Source organism: Pseudomonas sp. XK-1, from assembly GCF_038069885.1.
In the GTDB taxonomy this organism is placed as follows: Bacteria; Pseudomonadota; Gammaproteobacteria; order Pseudomonadales; family Pseudomonadaceae; genus Aquipseudomonas.
Genome location: NZ_JBBPES010000005.1, coordinates 305,946 through 322,524, shown reverse-complemented (window position 1 = coordinate 322,524; position 16,579 = coordinate 305,946). Strand labels below are relative to the sequence as shown.

At 63.1% G+C, this 16,579-nt stretch carries 18 protein-coding genes; 10 read left to right on the top strand and 8 right to left on the bottom strand.

Features of this window, described 5'->3' with window-relative positions; all coding sequences use genetic code 11:
- Positions 1-18: 18 nt before the first annotated feature.
- Positions 19-960 (bottom strand): iron-sulfur-binding ferredoxin reductase, encoded by a 942-nt coding sequence (locus tag WMW70_RS15330; protein ID WP_341438328.1) that lies wholly within the window; start codon positions 958-960, stop codon positions 19-21.
- Positions 953-2,080 carry a GGDEF domain-containing protein gene (locus tag WMW70_RS15325; RefSeq protein WP_341438327.1) on the bottom strand — a complete coding sequence of 376 codons (1,128 nt, stop codon included), beginning with the start codon at positions 2,078-2,080 and terminating at the stop codon, positions 953-955. Before WMW70_RS15325 ends, WMW70_RS15330 begins: the two co-directional genes overlap by 8 nt.
- Positions 2,081-2,410: 330 nt before the next feature.
- Between WMW70_RS15325 and WMW70_RS15320 the strand changes: the two genes are divergently transcribed.
- Positions 2,411-3,934: a fumarate hydratase gene (locus WMW70_RS15320; RefSeq protein ID WP_341438326.1), complete on the top strand. Its 1,524-nt coding sequence runs from the start codon at positions 2,411-2,413 to the stop codon at positions 3,932-3,934.
- 141 nt (positions 3,935-4,075) lie between these two features.
- Here the strand turns inward: WMW70_RS15320 and WMW70_RS15315 are convergent, their stop codons facing one another.
- From WMW70_RS15315 to WMW70_RS15305, 3 genes are all read right to left on the bottom strand, one after another.
- On the bottom strand, positions 4,076-4,531 hold the full coding sequence (locus WMW70_RS15315) for a GNAT family N-acetyltransferase (protein WP_341438325.1): 456 nt from the start codon (positions 4,529-4,531) through the stop codon (positions 4,076-4,078).
- 235 nt (positions 4,532-4,766) lie between these two features.
- Positions 4,767-5,108, bottom strand: a complete 342-nt coding sequence (locus WMW70_RS15310) for an FKBP-type peptidyl-prolyl cis-trans isomerase (protein WP_325503218.1) — start codon at positions 5,106-5,108, stop codon at positions 4,767-4,769.
- A 49-nt stretch (positions 5,109-5,157) separates the two neighbouring features.
- Entirely contained in the window at positions 5,158-5,670 is a 513-nt protein-coding gene (locus WMW70_RS15305) for a MarR family winged helix-turn-helix transcriptional regulator (protein WP_341438324.1), read from the bottom strand.
- Between the two features lie 82 nt (positions 5,671-5,752).
- Between WMW70_RS15305 and WMW70_RS15300 the strand changes: the two genes are divergently transcribed.
- Both WMW70_RS15300 and WMW70_RS15295 read left to right on the top strand, forming a co-directional pair.
- The gene (locus WMW70_RS15300; protein WP_341438323.1) at positions 5,753-6,691 is read left to right on the top strand and encodes an EamA family transporter; all 939 of its coding nucleotides are present in this window, start codon (positions 5,753-5,755) and stop codon (positions 6,689-6,691) included.
- 23 nt (positions 6,692-6,714) lie between these two features.
- Positions 6,715-7,725 (top strand): DUF4917 family protein, encoded by a 1,011-nt coding sequence (locus tag WMW70_RS15295; RefSeq protein ID WP_341438322.1) that lies wholly within the window; start codon positions 6,715-6,717, stop codon positions 7,723-7,725.
- A gap of 180 nt (positions 7,726-7,905) precedes the next feature.
- On the opposite strand, the gene WMW70_RS15290 is transcribed toward WMW70_RS15295, so the two are convergent.
- The 3 genes from WMW70_RS15290 to WMW70_RS15280 form a co-directional block, all read right to left on the bottom strand.
- Positions 7,906-8,208, bottom strand: a complete 303-nt coding sequence (locus tag WMW70_RS15290) for a ribbon-helix-helix domain-containing protein (protein ID WP_341438321.1) — start codon at positions 8,206-8,208, stop codon at positions 7,906-7,908.
- Positions 8,209-8,254: 46 nt separating this feature from the next.
- On the bottom strand, positions 8,255-8,836 hold the full coding sequence (locus tag WMW70_RS15285) for a DJ-1/PfpI family protein (protein ID WP_341438320.1): 582 nt from the start codon (positions 8,834-8,836) through the stop codon (positions 8,255-8,257).
- Positions 8,837-9,003: 167 nt separating this feature from the next.
- The gene (locus WMW70_RS15280) at positions 9,004-9,417 is read right to left on the bottom strand and encodes a hypothetical protein (RefSeq protein WP_341438319.1); all 414 of its coding nucleotides are present in this window, start codon (positions 9,415-9,417) and stop codon (positions 9,004-9,006) included.
- Positions 9,418-9,930: 513 nt separating this feature from the next.
- Between WMW70_RS15280 and WMW70_RS15275 the strand changes: the two genes are divergently transcribed.
- From WMW70_RS15275 to WMW70_RS15245, 7 genes are all read left to right on the top strand, one after another.
- The gene (locus WMW70_RS15275; protein ID WP_341438318.1) at positions 9,931-10,620 is read left to right on the top strand and encodes a thermostable hemolysin; all 690 of its coding nucleotides are present in this window, start codon (positions 9,931-9,933) and stop codon (positions 10,618-10,620) included.
- Positions 10,604-12,064: an AMP-binding protein gene (locus tag WMW70_RS15270; RefSeq protein WP_341438317.1), complete on the top strand. Its 1,461-nt coding sequence runs from the start codon at positions 10,604-10,606 to the stop codon at positions 12,062-12,064. The genes WMW70_RS15275 and WMW70_RS15270 overlap by 17 nt, the downstream gene beginning before the upstream one ends.
- The gene (locus WMW70_RS15265; protein ID WP_341438316.1) at positions 12,064-12,729 is read left to right on the top strand and encodes a TenA family transcriptional regulator; all 666 of its coding nucleotides are present in this window, start codon (positions 12,064-12,066) and stop codon (positions 12,727-12,729) included. The genes WMW70_RS15270 and WMW70_RS15265 overlap by 1 nt, the downstream gene beginning before the upstream one ends.
- Complete coding sequence (locus tag WMW70_RS15260) at positions 12,726-13,517, top strand: SDR family oxidoreductase (protein WP_341438315.1); 792 nt, start codon at positions 12,726-12,728, stop codon at positions 13,515-13,517. The genes WMW70_RS15265 and WMW70_RS15260 overlap by 4 nt, the downstream gene beginning before the upstream one ends.
- Before the next feature lie 12 nt (positions 13,518-13,529).
- Complete coding sequence (locus WMW70_RS15255) at positions 13,530-14,180, top strand: tetratricopeptide repeat protein (protein WP_341438314.1); 651 nt, start codon at positions 13,530-13,532, stop codon at positions 14,178-14,180.
- Between the two features lie 243 nt (positions 14,181-14,423).
- Positions 14,424-15,083, top strand: coding sequence for a response regulator transcription factor (locus WMW70_RS15250; protein WP_341438313.1), 660 nt, complete (start codon positions 14,424-14,426; stop codon positions 15,081-15,083).
- Complete coding sequence (locus tag WMW70_RS15245) at positions 15,083-16,528, top strand: ATP-binding protein (RefSeq protein WP_341438312.1); 1,446 nt, start codon at positions 15,083-15,085, stop codon at positions 16,526-16,528. Before WMW70_RS15250 ends, WMW70_RS15245 begins: the two co-directional genes overlap by 1 nt.
- The last annotated feature ends 51 nt before the right edge of the window (positions 16,529-16,579 follow it).

Here is a 16,579-nt window from a genome sequence, read left to right as displayed (position 1 = left end):
AGAGCCGCCACGTCGCCATCAGCGGGCGTGGGGCAGAAACACATCGGCGAAGACCTGGTTGCGCGGCAGACCCGCCAGATAAAGGCGGCGTGCAAAGGCTTCGACGCTCGTCGGGTGGCCGCAGAGTAAGGCGATGGTTTGTCGTGAAACAAGGCGCAGTTCGGCCAAAGCAGCCGCCAAGTCGGCCGCGGTAATCAGTTCGACCTGCACCTGTGGATGGCTGGCAGCCAGTTCGCCCAGGCTGTCGGCCAGGTAATGCTCGCCAGCCTCATGGGCCAGGTGCAGAACCCGGATAGTGGCCTGATGATCCTGGCGCAAGGCTTCGCGCAGCACCCCGTAGAGCGGGGCCAGGCCGGTGCCGGCGGCCATCAGCCAGAGCGGGCGCTGCTGCCAGTCGGCATCGTAGTGCAGGGCACCGCCGCGCAGCTCGCCCAGACGCACGGCCTCGCCAGGCTGAAAATGCCGGGCGGCGTCGCTAAAGGCCCCACTCAGCCGACAGTCCAGATGGAACTCCAGCCAGGGATCTTCCGTCGGCAGGCTGGCCAGCGAATAGGGCCGGGCAATGCCGCTCTCCGTCCACAGCACCAGGTGCTGACCGGCTCGGTAGCGCAGTGGCTGCTGCGGCACCAGGCGCAGGCGCAGCACCGTCGGACTCAGCCAGTCGCATGCGGCGATCCGGGCGGGCCGGCCATCGCGCAGCGGGTCGAACACCTCGACCACCAGATCATCGACAATCCGGCACTGACAGGCCAGCCGCCAGCCCTGCTCGCGACTGGCCTGATCGAGGGCCTCGGGCTTGTCGTCCAGGGGTTCGCCGCGCACGCAGCGCACCAGACAGGCATGACAGCTGCCGGCCCGACAACTGTAGGGCACGGCGACCCCGCCATCGAGCAGGGCATCCAGAAGGTTACGGGCTGGCGCGACATGCAGGCACCGCTCGGCGACCCGCAACTCAGGCATCGGCATCCTCCCAGGTCGCCGCGCAACGGTTACGGCCGTCGCGCTTGGCCTGGTACAGGGCCTGGTCGGCGCGCTGCAGCGCCTCGTCGAGATCATCGTGCTGGTTTAACAAGGTCATACCTATGGAAACACTCAGGCTGACTACCTTAACCCCTAACGGCTCGGCACGGCTGAAGGCTTCACGCAAACGTTCGCAACAGGCGGTGAACTGATCGGCCTCGGTATTGGGCAACAGCAGCACGAACTCTTCGCCGCCATAGCGGGCGATCACGTCACCCTCGCGCAGACAGGCCCGCGCCACCGCGGCAAAGGTCTGCAGCACCCGATCACCAGCGGCATGCCCGTGCACATCGTTGATCCGCTTGAAATGATCCAGATCGAGCAGGGCCAGGCCATGCTGGCGGTCGCGGCTCAGCCCCTGCAGCTCGTGCCCGGCCAGGCGCAGAAAATGCCGACGGTTGCACAGGCCGGTCAGCTCGTCGGTGGCGGCCAGCTCTTCCAGCTGATGCATCATGCCGCGCAGGGTGTCCTGATGCGCCTGCAGGGCAAAGCGCCGCTGGCGCATACGCTGGCGCATGGCCTGGGCGTAGCTGGCAAACAGGCTCAGCCAGAACAGCACGGCGGCCAGCACGCTTACCTGAAGAATCGCCACCCGCGGGTCGGCCAGTTGATAGGTGAAGGCCTCATAGAGATTCAGGCCGGCAAAACCGAAGAAGGCGAACAGCGCGCAACGGGCGAACACCCTGGGCGGTAGCTGGAATACGCCGAACAGCAGAATCAGCATATAGATCACCAGCATGCTGCCGCGACCGTCGCTGAACAGCCCCAGCACCAGGGTCAGCCAGGCCAGCGCGACAAGGACCTGAGGTTCGGTCAGGCTGGGGTCGGCAAAGCGCAGATTCTGCCGGCTAAGGAACAGACCGAGAAACACCAGCTGGCTGACCACGGCCAGCGCCAGCAGCAACAGGGCGCTGCTCAGGGACGCATGAAACAGCCCGTTGACAAGGGCCACCCCGCACAACAGCGCAGTCAGGGCGTAGCTCGCCGCTGCCATGCCGAAACGCTTCAGCAGCAGATGTTGCAACGTTCGCTGAGTGACCCTTTGGCTATTTGGGCTCACGGGCTCCTTCCCATACTGGCATCTAGCCGCCACTCTACCCTCGCGTCCTGGGAATGCCTAGGCTCTATTGACACAAGGTTGCGCCGGGCCGACGCAGGCCCTCCAGGACCCGTCGTTTCTGGCCCGGCGCAGAGCGCCTGTGGCCGATCAGCGACCAAGGTCGGGGCCTGGCGACTGTCCGCACCGGTTGACGCGCGTTATACTGCCGCGCCTTTTTTAAGCTCGTGGTGGTTTACCTCGAGAGCACCGTGAAAGCCTGCGCCGGACCATGACCCAGCGCCCCGCAACGTCCCCGCCCTACTCCTACCCCTACAAAAAGGAGCGCCCAGCATGACCGTGATCAAGCAAGACGACCTGATCCAGAGCGTCGCCGACGCCCTGCAGTTCATCTCCTATTACCACCCCGTGGATTTTATCCAGGCCATGCATGAGGCCTACCTGCGCGAAGAATCGCCAGCAGCCAAGGACTCCATGGCGCAGATCCTGATCAACTCGCGCATGTGCGCCACCGGCCACCGGCCGATCTGCCAGGACACCGGCATCGTCACCGTATTTATCCGCGTCGGCATGGACGTGCGCTGGGACGGCGCGACCATGAGCGTCGACGACATGATCAACGAAGGCGTACGCCGCGCCTACAACCTGCCGGAAAACGTCCTGCGCGCCTCGATCCTGGCCGACCCGGCAGGCGCGCGCAAGAACACCAAGGACAACACCCCGGCGGTGATCCACTACTCCATCGTCCCCGGCGACAAGGTGGAAGTGGACGTTGCGGCCAAGGGCGGCGGCTCCGAGAACAAGTCGAAGATGGCCATGCTCAACCCGTCCGACTCCATCGTCGACTGGGTACTCAAGACCGTACCGGAAATGGGCGCTGGCTGGTGCCCGCCGGGCATGCTCGGCATCGGCATCGGCGGCACCGCCGAGAAGGCCGCGGTAATGGCCAAGGAAGTGCTGATGGAGCACATCGACATCCACGAACTGCAGGCCCGCGGCCCTTCGAACCGTATCGAAGAACTGCGCCTGGAACTGTTCGAGAAGGTCAACCAGCTGGGCATCGGTGCCCAGGGCCTGGGCGGCCTGACCACCGTGCTCGACGTCAAGATCATGGATTACCCGACCCACGCCGCCAGCCTGCCGGTGTGCATGATCCCCAACTGCGCCGCCACCCGTCACGCCCACTTCGTGCTCGACGGCACCGGCCCGGCCGAGCTGGAAGCGCCGGACCTGTCCGCCTACCCGGAAATTGTCTGGGAAGCCGGCCCGAGCGCGCGCCGCGTCGATCTCGACACCCTGACCCCGGAAGACGTGCAGAGCTGGAAGCCGGGCGAAACCGTCCTGCTCAACGGCAAGATGCTCACCGGCCGCGACGCCGCGCACAAGCGCATGGTCGACATGCTCAACAAGGGTGAAGAGCTGCCGGTGGACCTCAAAGGCCGCTTTATCTATTACGTCGGCCCGGTCGATCCGGTACGCGAAGAAGTGGTAGGCCCAGCCGGCCCGACCACCGCCACGCGGATGGACAAGTTCACCCGGCAGATCCTCGAAAGCACTGGCTTGCTCGGCATGATCGGTAAATCCGAGCGCGGCCCGATTGCCATCGAAGCGATCAAGGACAACAAGGCCGTGTACCTGATGGCCGTCGGCGGTGCAGCCTACCTGGTCGCCCAGGCGATCAAGAAGTCGCGCGTGGTGGCCTTCGCCGAACTGGGCATGGAAGCCATCTACGAGTTCGACGTGAAGGATATGCCGGTTACCGTGGCGGTCGACACCAAGGGCGAGTCGGTGCATATCACCGGCCCAGCGATCTGGAACAAAAAGATCCACGACAGCCTGGCGGTCGAGATCAAGTAAGCGCTACACCGTTACCCTGCAAACCCGGCCTTGTGCCGGGTTTGTTGTTTTGGGGCAAGGGAATAGCAGCGGCCTGGTAAGTGGCGGCCTCGCCCCATCGTGGCCCAGTGCAGAAGCTAGATGTGAGTCCGCAGACATACGCTATTGATCCAGGCTCTTTTCCATGATGGTCGTGCGCTCAGCCCCGTTAAATTCGTCTCGAACTTTTTCAAAGCCAAGTGAAGAGTAAAAGCCTTCTGCGGTGATTGAAGATGGAACGCGCAATAGTTTGACGCCTGCGTTGACGGCGACTGACTGGATCATCGCCATCAGCTGTCTTCCTATACCTGCCCCTTGAGAGGCCGGATCGACCAACACGCTTCGTACAATGTCCCGATCAAGGCTGGCCGTTGCAACAACATGGCCGTCGATTGTCGCCACGTAGACTTGGCGCTGGGTCAGCAAGTGAAGGATCGCCGCAGGGGAAAAGCTTTGCTCCACTTGCTCGATTATTTCTGGCGAGTAGTCCTGGGCATTGGACTCACGTAGGGAGCGAACAACGATCTGGCTTATGGCAGCAGCGTCCCCGTTTGTTGCGATTCGAATCAGGCAATCCATTGGCTGCATCCTTCCGAGTGGTTGCCTGATCGTAAAGGGATGCAGCTTTACCGGCTATGGCGCAAAGCACCTTAGCTCGTAGGATGGGTTGAGCGCAGCGATACCCATGCAGCCCTCAGCTCAACACCCTGGCTCGCATGGAAGCGTGATGGGTATCGTTCCACTCCACCCATCCTACGTATTCACAAAAAATCGCGGCACTGCGTTGATGACGAGGGTGGCTACTGAACGTCCTTCAATCATCCCGCGTCAGCACTTCCAGCAACTCGATCTCGAAGATCAGGTTGGAGTTGGGCTTGATGTGCGCACCGAACTCGCGATCGCCATAACCCAGGTGCGCGGGGACGAAGAGTTTGCGCTTGCCGCCGACGCGCATGCCCATCATGCCGATATCCCAACCCTTGATCACCCGGCCGGTGCCGATCACGCACTGGAAGGCCTTGCCGCGATCATAGGAGGAGTCGAACTTGCTGCCATCTTCGAGAAACCCATTGTATTGGGTGGTGATCAGCGCCCCCTTGACCACTTCCTTGCCATCACCCAACTGAATATCTTCGATCACCAATTCGTTGCTCATCACGCACCTCTTCTTGTCCCCCACCGACCTGCGGCAGAGTTGTTGAATATCACTCGCCAGCCGGTTCCAGCACCGCCAGCAGCTCGGATAGCCGCGCCTCCAGTTGCGCCAGCTCGGTGGCGGCAATCGGGGCCAGCAGCCGCGCTTCGTTGGCCACATGCGCGGTTACCGCGCGGTCGATCAGCTCCAGTCCGGCCGGAGTCAGCTGCACCAGCATGCTGCGCGCATCACTGGGGTTGGCTATACGACTGACAAGCCCAGAGGCCTCAAGTTGCTGCAACTGCCGGGTCATGGTGCCGGAGGTGACCATCAGGGTCGAGAACAGGGTAGTCGGAGCCAGGCGGTAGGGCTCGCCGGAGCGGCGCAAGGTGGCCAGCACATCGAACTCCCAGGAGGTCAGGCCAAAGCTGCTGAACAGCCTGTCCAGCTCGCGCCGCAGCAACGATGCGCAACGACCAACGCGGCCGATCACGCCCATCGGGCTGACATCCAGGTCAGGCCGCTCGCGGTGCCACTGCTGAAGAATTGCATCGACCGCATCCATCTGTCGCTGGACTGCCATTGGCTTACCCCTGAAAATTTATCTTGAACTCAAGACAAGTTGCTACTAGCCTCGCATTTTATCTTGAATACGAGACAAATGCATGGACAGCCCAGCATCGCGTAGCACCTGGCTGGATGTACTGATCACCGCCCTGGCACCGGCCATCTGGGGTTCGACCTATATCGTCACCACCGAGATCCTGCCACCGGACCGGCCCTTTACCGCCGCGCTGCTGCGCGCCCTGCCCGCCGGCCTGCTGCTGGTGCTGTACAGCCGCTACCTGCCCCGGCGCAGCGAATGGCCACGCTTGCTGGTGCTGGCGGCGCTGAATATCGGCTTCTTCCAAGCGCTGCTGTTTGTCGCCGCGTACCGTTTGCCTGGCGGACTAGCTGCAGTGGTCGGGGCGATTCAACCGCTGCTGGTGATGGGCCTGGTGTGGTCGATGGATCGCCAGCGGCCGGCATCTGTGGCGGTCGCCGCCAGCGTGGTCGGTATCGCCGGGATGGCCGCCCTGCTGCTCGCACCGGGAGCCAGCTGGGACCCGGTCGGGATTGCCGCCGCCTTTGTCGGCACCGCCTGCATGGCCAGCGGTACCTACCTGACGCGGAGCTGGCGGCCGACTGTGCCACTGCTGGCCTTTACCGGCTGGCAGTTGCTGATTGGCGGTCTGTTGCTGCTGCCGGTGGCCTGGCTGATCGACCCGCCGCTGCCGCAGCTAAGCCCGCTGCAGTGGCTGGGCTATGCCTACCTGTCGCTGTTCGGCGCGCTGCTGGCCTATGTGCTTTGGTTTCGCGGCATCGCCCGCCTGGCACCGGTGGCGGTGTCTTCTCTAGGGCTGCTCAGCCCGCTGGTGGCGGTGTTGCTGGGCTGGGCATTGCTCGGGCAGAGCATCACCGGCGTGGCGCTGCTGGGGTTGATTGCGGTGCTGGGCAGCATCCTGGCGGTGCAATGGGCCGCGGCGCAGGCATCGGCCAAAACACCCGCAGCCAGCTCAGCCAATCCAGAATCATCCGGGGCTCATGTTAAAGTCGCGCCCTGACCCCGAGGCGACAACTAGCGATTATGCAAATCCCGGCATTTACTGGCGAACTGGAAGACTGGACCACCCTGAACAGCAGCATTGGTTTTCCCGAGCTGCTGATCGGCAACGGCGCGAGCCTGGCGGTATGGCGCAAGTTCGCCTACTTCTCGCTGTTCGACGAGGCCCAGACCACGCGCAATCGCCCGCTTAGCGCGACTGAACTCAGCGTGTTCCGCGCCCTGGATACCAGCAACTTCGAGCAGGTACTCAGCGCGCTGAAGAACAGCATCCGGGTCAATGCCGCGCTGACCATCAACTCCTCCTCGCCGCGCCATCGCTACTTCGCCATCAAGGAAGCGCTGATCCACGCCGTGCGCGCTGTGCATATTCCCTGGAGCCAGATGCAGGCTGACAGCCTGGCGCGGATCAACAGCGCGCTTAGCCAGTACCAGACCGTCTATTCCGGCAATTACGACCTGCTCAACTACTGGGCCGTGATGCAGGCACCGGACGCATTTGAAGACATGTTCCGCGGCGCGGATTCAACCTTCGCCCCCGGCGACTGCCAGCGCCAGGGCAATGCCACGCGCCTGCTCTACCTGCACGGCGGCATGCACCTGGTGAAGAACATCGACGGCAGCACGCGCATCCTCAATTCTTCGGAAAGCACCTTGCTGGCCAGCTTCGCCATCAACCAGCTGGGCGATATTCCGTTGTTCGTCAACGAAGGCAGCAGCGCGGACAAGCTCAAGGCCATCCGCAGCTCTGACTACCTGTCGTTCTGCTACGGCCAGTTGGCGCAGCCCAAGGACAGGCTGTGCATCTTCGGCCACAGCCTCGGCGCGCAGGACCAGCACCTGACCCTGGCCTTGCAGCAGGCCGGGCTGAAAACCCTGGCGATCTCGATCTACCCGCACAACCCGCTGTTTATCGTGCAGCAGAAGCAGCACTACGCCAGTCTGTTCGCCGAGCAGCAGGTGGAGCTGCGTTTCTTCGATGCGCTCAGCCACCCGCTGGGTGACCCTGCACTACGCATCTCAGCTACCGCGTAACAGGCCGTTGAAAAACGTAGGCGAGGCAGGCAAGACAAGGCGCTACGTAGTAACAGCCGAAGGCTGGTCAAAGCGCCGAGGAAGCGGAGTGTACGAGTTGTACATGAGCATTCCGAGACGCCGCGTCCCGGGCCGTTTTTAACGCAGTATTGCCAACGCAGGTAGTTTTTCAACGGCCTGTTAGGATTGGATCGCCCGCACCAGGCTGAGCTCAGCCGGCGCACGGCGCTGGCTAAGGTAGCGGGTACAACTGACGCGCAGAAACGAGGCGAAATTCACCACCTCGCCGCGGTAGTCCATCACCTCGTCATACAGCTTGGCGATCAGCTGATTGGTGGTCATGCCATCGACTTCGGCGATTTCGCGCAGGATGTCCCAGAACTGATTTTCCAGGCGCAGGGTGGTGACCACGCCACGGATGCGCAGCGAGCGGGCACGGGATTCGTAGAGAATCGGATCGGCTTTGACATACAGCTCGCACATGGCGGCTCACCTCCCTGAATGTTGGGGCCTGACTGGCCCCAGCAGTTTATAGCGTGATCTGCGTACCGAGCAGGCCTAGGAACGCTGCCAGCCAGTTGGGATGCGCCGGCCAAGCCGGGGCTGTCACCAGATTGCCCTGCACATGGGCCTGATCCACGGCGATATCCATGTAGCGCCCACCCGCCAGGGTCACCTCCGGGCCACAGGCCGGGTAGGCGCTGCATTCACGACCCTTTAGCACGCCTGCGGCGGCGAGCAACTGCGCGCCATGGCAGACCGCAGCGATGGGTTTTCCGGCCTTGTCGAAGGCCTGCACCAGTGCCAGCACCTGGGCGTTGAGGCGCAGGTATTCAGGGGCGCGGCCGCCGGGAATCAGCAGAGCATCGTAATCGTCGGCCTTGACCTGGGCGAAATCGAAGTTGAGGGCAAAGTTATGCCCGGGCTTCTCGCTATAGGTCTGCTCGCCTTCAAAATCATGGATAGCAGTGCGCACGCTCTGCCCGGCGGTCTTGTCCGGGCACACCGCATGCACCTGGTGACCAACCATCAGCAGTGCCTGAAACGGCACCATCACTTCGTAGTCTTCGACGTAGTCGCCGACCAGCATGAGAATCTTCTTCGCTGCCATGTGCCTACTCCCTTTCTGGGTTGAGAAGCACAGAGTGTTGTTCAGATCAGTCAGAAACGGGTAATAACCCGGTACTACAGGGCAGATGACGGATAGACGGTCAGCGAGAAAAGGGCGAAGGCAGTGCGCGGCTGGACTTCCGCAAGAAGCCCAGCGCGGTGGCTGGATTATTCCAGCACTTCCTCATCACGCAGCAGCACATAGGTGCAGCCACTGTCGTCTTCCAGGTAGTCGTGCACATAGAACATCACGACTTCCCCCAGACCGGGCTGGGCCGCCACGTAGTCACCGATGTCCACGGTGAAATGGTCCTTGGAGCCCGGCTTGGCTTCGCATTCGATGCGCGCATTGACGAACAGCTCCGGCGCGCTGTCGCCGAAATAATCCTCGCGCTCCGCCGCATCCCAATCGGCCGGGGCCTCGAACGGGCCGCAGAACAGCACCTTGGCATCACCCAGATCCACTTCCTCGGCTTCCGGGTCCTGTTCATCGGCGCGGTAGACCGTGCAGTCCTGCGCTTCAGGGTGTTCCAGAATGGCCAGACGGGCCGCCAGTTGTTGCTCAGTATCCATAGGGGGCATAACTATCTCCGAGCGTTTTGGCGTTTATGAGGGTGTCTACAAACTCTTGCGCTACGTTTGTAACCACCCGCTAAGGTCAGGGCAAATAAAACCTGCAGTCGTCCTGCAAGCAGGGATTTGCAGGCTATGGGCTGTTGCGGTTGCAGCGCAAGCAATGAAATGCACGCAGCCCCCTCGCACAGAATATTTCGCGACCTAGAGCCTGTTTACGATCTCGCGAACTAGAGCCATGCAGGGCGCTACGTAGTAACAGCCTGCGGCTGGTCAAAACGGCGAGGAAACGGACTGGGCTCGCACGCGAATGTACGAGTTGTACATGAGCATGACGCGCTTCACTCGCCCTTCGGGTCGCGCTGAAGCGCGTTAGCCGCAAGCGGCTTTCCGAGACGCCGCGTCCCGGCCTGTTTTTAACGCAGCAGGGCCGACGCGCAGCAGATCGTAAATAGGCTCTTAATTTGGCGTTAAGACTAGGAGTCGAAACTCGCACCCAAGTTCTCAGATGAGGTTCCTGATATGGAGCTGCCTTGGGTGTATCACGACACTGCACTTGCACAGATCGGCCGCGAGCAGCCGCTCAGCCTCTATCTGGCCAACGCCACCAGCCCTCGCCGGGCCGGTATTGAAGCGTTTATAGCCGAGCGCTTCGCGATTCAACATCAGGCGCGTATCCGTCATTTCATGCCCTGCCTGCTCAGCCTGGAAGACAGCAGCGGACAACTGCTCGGCGCGGTGGGTTTGCGCAGTGCCAGCACTGGCCCGCTGTTTCTTGAGCGCTATCTGCAGCAACCGGCGGAACAGGTGATTGTCGCCCAGCAAGTGGCCAATGCGCCACAGCGCACGCAACTGGTGGAAGTCGGCAACCTCGCCGCAGGCAGCCCTGGTGCCGCGCGACTGCTAATTGTGGCGCTGACCGATCTGCTGGTCGCACTCGGTTACCGCTGGGTGACCTTCACCGGCACCCTGGCCCTGCTCAACAGCTTCCAACGCCTGGGGCTGACCCCAGTAGCGCTGGGGCCAGCCAACCCTGACTGCCTGGGCGATGAACAGGCCGACTGGGGTACCTATTACGACAACCAGCCACACGTGATGGCCGGCGACATCTATGCCGGACACCAGCGTCTGCTGCAGTTGGGCGCATACCCGCGCCTGGCCCACCAAGCCTTTTATGCCCTGGAGGACATGCCCAATGTGGCCTGCCGCTAAACCCTTCTTCGACCACCTGGCCGCCCTGGGTAACGCCATCGCCTTGCGTGAAGGCAGCCGGACCCTGAGTTATGCCCAGTTGTTGGCCGAGGTCGAAGTCCGTAGCCAGCAACTGCAGCAGCTCGGGGCGCGGCGTGTCGCCCTGGCCCTGGATAACGGTATCGACTGGGTACTCTGGGACCTGGCCACCCTGCAAGCGGGGCTGGTCTGCGTGCCGCTGCCGGGGTTCTTTTCCAGCAGCCAGCAGGCCCATGTGCTCGACAGCGCCGGCATCGACTGCCTGATCAGCGTCCAACCCTACCCCAGTTTTGTCCAGGCACTGTCCGACCTGCATCTGCGCCCCATGCCCCAGGCAGCGGCCTTGCATGCCGGCACCTGCAAGATCACCTACACCTCCGGCACCACCGGCCAGCCCAAGGGCGTGTGCCTGGATATCGCCACGCAACTGGCGGTGGCCCACAGCCTGGTGCAGGCCAGCGCTAGCTGTAAGGTCGAGCGCCACCTCTGCGTGCTACCGCTGGCCACCCTGCTGGAGAATATCGCCGGGGTTTATGCCCCGCTGCTGGCCGGCGCGCAGATCGAGCTGATGCCGATGGCGCAGATTGGCCTGCTGGGGGCCAGCCAGTTCGATCTGCCACGTTTTCTCGGTGCGTTGGCCCATGCGCAGCCCAATAGCCTGATTCTGCTGCTGCAATTGCTGCTGGCGCTGGTCAGTGCAGCGGAACGCGGCCTGCCAGTGCCGAACAGCCTGCGCTTTATCGCCGTCGGCGGTGGCCGCGTGGCCAGCCAGTTGCTGCAACGCGCCGATGCCCTGGGGCTGCCGGTATTCGAGGGCTATGGTCTGTCGGAATGCGCCTCGGTGGTGTGCCTGAATACTCCGGAAAACCGCCGAATCGGCACCGTCGGCCAACCCCTGCCGCACCTGCAGGTACGCCTGGGAGTGGATCAGGAAGTAGAGGTCAAAGGTCCGCGCCTATTGGGCTATCTGGGCGAGCCGTCCACCACCGAGCAATGGCTGGGCACTGGCGACCTGGGGCATTTCGACGGCAAATTCCTTGTTCTGCACGGGCGCAAGAAACACCAGTTCATCACTGCCTACGGTCGCAACGTCAATCCGGAATGGGTCGAGGCCGAGCTGGTGCAGCAACTGCCGATTGCCCAGGCCTGGCTGCATGGCGAAGCCCTGCCGGGCAATGTCGCCGTGCTGGTGCCGCGTTTCGCAAACACCAGTGATGAACAACTGGCCGCTGCCGTCGCCGCCGCCAACCAGGCCCTGCCCGACTACGCCCGCGTGCACCACTGGCTACGCGCCGAACACCCCTTCAGCAGTAGCAACGAACTGGCCACCAGCAATGGTCGCCTGCGCCGCAACGCCCTGTTCAACCACTACCAAAGCGCCATCGCGCAACTGATGGCCACTGAATCCTGCTACGGAGATGCCTGATGAGCTTTTACGAATCCCTGCTCGAACAAACCAGCGCCGAACGCCATTACCTGCTCAGCGCGCCGATTATTGCCCAGGCCATGGCCGGCACCGTCAGCCTCAACAGCTACGTGGCCTTTCTCACCGAGGCCTATCACCACGTCAAACACACGGTGCCACTGCTGATGGCCTGCGGCGCGCGCCTGCCGGAACGCCTCGAATGGCTGCGCGAAGCCATCGCCGAATATATCGACGAGGAGAAAGGCCATCAGGAATGGGTGCTCAATGACATCGCCGCCTGTGGTGCCGACAAGGAGGCCGTACGCAACGGCACCCCGGCCATGGCCACCGAGCTGATGGTCAGCTACGTCTATGACCGCATCGCCCGGCATAACCCGGTGAGCTTCTTCGGCATGGTCAACGTACTGGAAGGCACCAGCATCGCCCTGGCCACCCAGGCGGCCGGAGTGATTCAGGACAGGCTGCAGCTGCCGAACCAGGCCTTCAGCTACCTGACCTCCCACGGCAGCCTTGACCTGGAACATATCGAGTTCTTTAAAAAGCTGATGAACCAGCTCGACAACGACGACGACAAGGCCGCCGTGGTACACACCGCCAAGGTGGTCTACCGCCTGTACGGCGACATATTCCGTAGCCTGCCGCTTAGCGCCCAGGAGCCCCAATGAAACTGTCTGAATGCCGCGCCGTAATCACCGGTGCCAGCGGCGGCATCGGCCAGGCGCTGCTCAAAGCCTTGCTGGCCGAAGGCGCGCAACTGCTGCTGGTTGGCCGCCAAGCCGAGACCTTGCAGGCGCTGGCCCAGGCGCACCCCGGCAAAGTTGCCGTGGTGGCGGCCGATATCCGTCAACGCAGTGGCCGTGAAGCGGTGCTCGCCGCGGCGCAACGCTTCGGCGGCATCAATACCCTGATCAATGCCGCTGGGGTCAATCACTTCGGCCTGCTGGAGCAGCATGACGAAAGCGCCATCGCCGAACTGATCGAGCTCAACGTCACGGCCACCCTGCAACTGACCCATCGCCTGCTGCCGCTGCTGCGCCAGCAAAAACGTGCGCTGCTGGTCAACCTTGGCTCGACCTTCGGCTCCATCGGCTACCCCGGTTTCAGCGCCTACTGCGCCAGCAAGTTCGCCCTGCGCGGCTTCTCCGAAGCGCTGCGCCGCGAGCTGGCCGACACCCAGGTCAAGGTCCTCTACTTCGCCCCGCGCGCTACTCGTACCGGGATGAACGCCGCCAGCGTGGTGGCCATGAATGATGAGCTGAACGTTGCCATGGACGACCCGCGCAGCGTGGCCCAGCAGCTGCTGGCCGCCATCCGCCGCGAAGAAGAGGAACGCTACCTGGGCTGGCCGGAGAAACTCTTCGTCCGCCTCAACAGCCTGCTGCCGCGCGTGGTCGACCAGGCACTGCGTAAACAACTGCCGATTATCCAGCGTTTTGCCCGCAGCAAACCCTAAGAGGAAACCCGCATGAACCTTATCCGTAACGCCGCCTGTGCCCTGCTCTGCCTCGTCAGCCTGCCCAGCTTCGCCCTCAGCGAACAGGGCCAGGCGCAGCTGCAAAGCCTGCAAGACCGCTGGGCCGAGATCAATTACCAGCTGCCCAAGGAACAACGCGAAAAGGCCTTTGCCAGCCTTAGCGAACAGGCACAAAAAGCCGTCGCCGCCGAACCGGATGCCGCAGAGCTGCACATATGGAACGGCATCATCCTCAGCACCTATGCCGGGGCCAAAGGCGGCCTGGGTGCCCTTGGCCTGGTCAAGCAGGCCAAGGCCAGCCTGGAACAGGGCCTGGCACTGGACCCGCAAGCGCTGTCCGGCTCGGCCTACACCAGCCTCGGTAGCCTTTACTATCAGGTGCCAGGCTGGCCGGTAGGCTTTGGCGATGACGAAAAGGCCGAGGCCATGCTCAAGCAGGCCTTGGCGATCAACCCGGACGGCATCGACCCTAACTATTTCTATGGCGACTACCTGGCTCGCGCCAAACGCTTCGAAGAAGCCAAGGCCGCCCTGGAGAAAGCCCTGCAAGCGCCTGCGCGGCCCGATCGCCTGTCCGCCGATGCCGGACGCAAGCTGGAAATCCAGGCACTGCTAAGCACGGTCAAAGCCGAGCTGCGGTGATAGGCTGTTAAAAGACGATCTGCGCTCCCGCCCCAAGGACAAGATCGGACGCTAAAAGCAGGCTCGGCAAAAGGTAGGGTGCGCCGTGCGCACCAGCGCAGATGGCGAGATCTTGGTGCGCACGGCGCACCCTACGCCTTGCACTCAAGCGCATGCACCATCACCTAACGGCGACATAGCGTTTTTCAAGAGCCTGCTAATCTCGCCTGCGCGAGTTTGAATAGAAGAAACGGGAATTACTGCATGCGCATCTTGCTGGTCGAAGACGACAAGGCCCTTGGCGAAGGTATTCGCACCGCCCTCAAACCCGAGGGTTATACCGTCGACTGGGTGCAGGATGGCAGCAGTGCGCTGCATGCCCTGACCAGCGAGAGTTTCGAGCTGGCGATCCTCGACCTCGGCCTGCCGCGCATGGATGGCCTGGAGGTACTCAAGCACCTGCGCGCCGCCGCCAACCCGGTGCCGGTGCTGGTGCTGACCGCCCGCGACTCCACCAGCGATCGCATCGCCGGGCTGGATGCCGGGGCCGATGATTACCTGGTCAAACCCTTCGATGTCGCCGAGCTCAAGGCACGCCTGCGCGCCCTGCTGCGGCGCAGTTTCAACCGCCCGCAACCGGCGCTGGAATACCGCGGCATCAGTCTCGACCCGGTCAGCCAATCTGTCAGTTATCAGGGCCAGGCGGTCAATCTGCCGCGCAAGGAGTTTCTCCTGCTGCACGAACTGCTCGCCCAACCGGGCCGAGTGATGACCCGCGACAAATTACAGCAGGCGCTCTATGGCTGGGATGAGGAGCCGGAGAGCAACGCCCTGGAGGTGCATGTGCACCACCTGCGCAAGAAGTTCTTTGCCGAGCTGATCCGCACCGTGCGCGGCGTCGGCTATCTGGTGGATAAAGCCTGATGCGCTCGATCCGTGCACGTACCCTGCTGCTGGTACTCGGCCTGCTCAGCCTGTCGATGAGCGCGATTTCCTACAAGAGCTACCGCGATGCCCAGCATGAGATCGAAGAACTCTTCGATGCCCAGCTGGCGCAATCGGCCCGCCTGCTTCAGGGCATGCTCGGCCGCGCGATGCCGGTGGCTGAGCGCCAGGCCCTCCAGCAAGCCCTGGATCAGGCCCTGCAGGCCCGCCAGGAGCCGGGCGACCCGGCCCAGCGCAACGGCCATGTCTACGAGGGCAAACTGGCTTTCCAAGTGCTCGACGAACAAGGCCAGATGCTCCTGCAATCGGCCAGCGCCCCGCCCGACCTGCTGCCGCAACTGGTCGCCGAGCTCCCCCCCAGAGACCAGGCCACGCCCCTGGCGAGCCTGGCCGAACAGCTCAGCGGCTATCATCGGGTGGCACAAAACGGTCACCAGTGGCGGCTGTTTATCCTGCGTGATCGGCAGAGCAAGCACCTGATCCTGGCGGCCGAACGCGAAGACGTACGCGGCGAGCTGGTACAGAAGATTGCCCTGCGCAGCCTGCTGCCCGATTTGGTGGGCCTGCCACTGCTGGCCTTGCTGGTATGGCTGGCCATCGGCTGGGGCCTGCGCCCGCTGCAACGCATGGCCGAGTCGATCAAGGCGCGCGCGCCGGACAACCTGGCTCCATTGGTCTTCGACCCGCTGCCCCAAGAGCTGGAGCCCATGGGCGCAGCGATCAACCGTCTGCTGCTGCAGGTCAACCAACTGCTCGATCAGGAAAAACGCTTTATCGCCGACGCCGCCCACGAGCTGCGCACACCGCTGGCGGTGCTACGCATCCACGCCCAGAACGCCCTGGAAGCCCCCGATCCAGCAGACCGCCGCGAAGCCCTGCGCCAACTTGGCGCGGGCGTCGACCGAGCCACCCGAGTGGTCGCCCAGCTGCTGACCCTGGCGCGCCTGGACCCCAACGTGGTGCAACTGGCGATGCGCGAAGTAAACCTGCTCGACTACCTGCGCAACGACCTGGCCGAGCTGACGCCGCTGGCCCTGGAGCGCCATCAGGAGCTCAGCCTGGAAGCCGATGAGACGGCCGATTATCACCTGCTGGCCGATGGCCCGAGCCTGGGTACCCTGCTGCAGAACCTGGTCGGCAATGCCGTGCAGTACACCCCGGACGGCGGGCGTATTCAGGTTCAGCTGGAGGCCCAAGCGGATGCCATCGTGCTGCGCGTGCAGGACAGCGGCCCGGGTGTGAGCGAGGCGCAGCGGGAAAAACTCTTCGAGCGTTTCTATCGGCTTGGTGAAGGCCAGGGCGCGGGCCTGGGCCTGTCCATCGTGCTACGGGTGGTCGAACTGCACCGCGGCACTATCGCGCTGTGCGAGTCGCCCCTGGGTGGCCTGGAAGTCGCGGTGCGCTTGCCGAGAAGCCGGGCCTGACTGTGGCCTGATCGCCAGAATGCTGGACCACAGCAAGCTGGCTCCTACAAC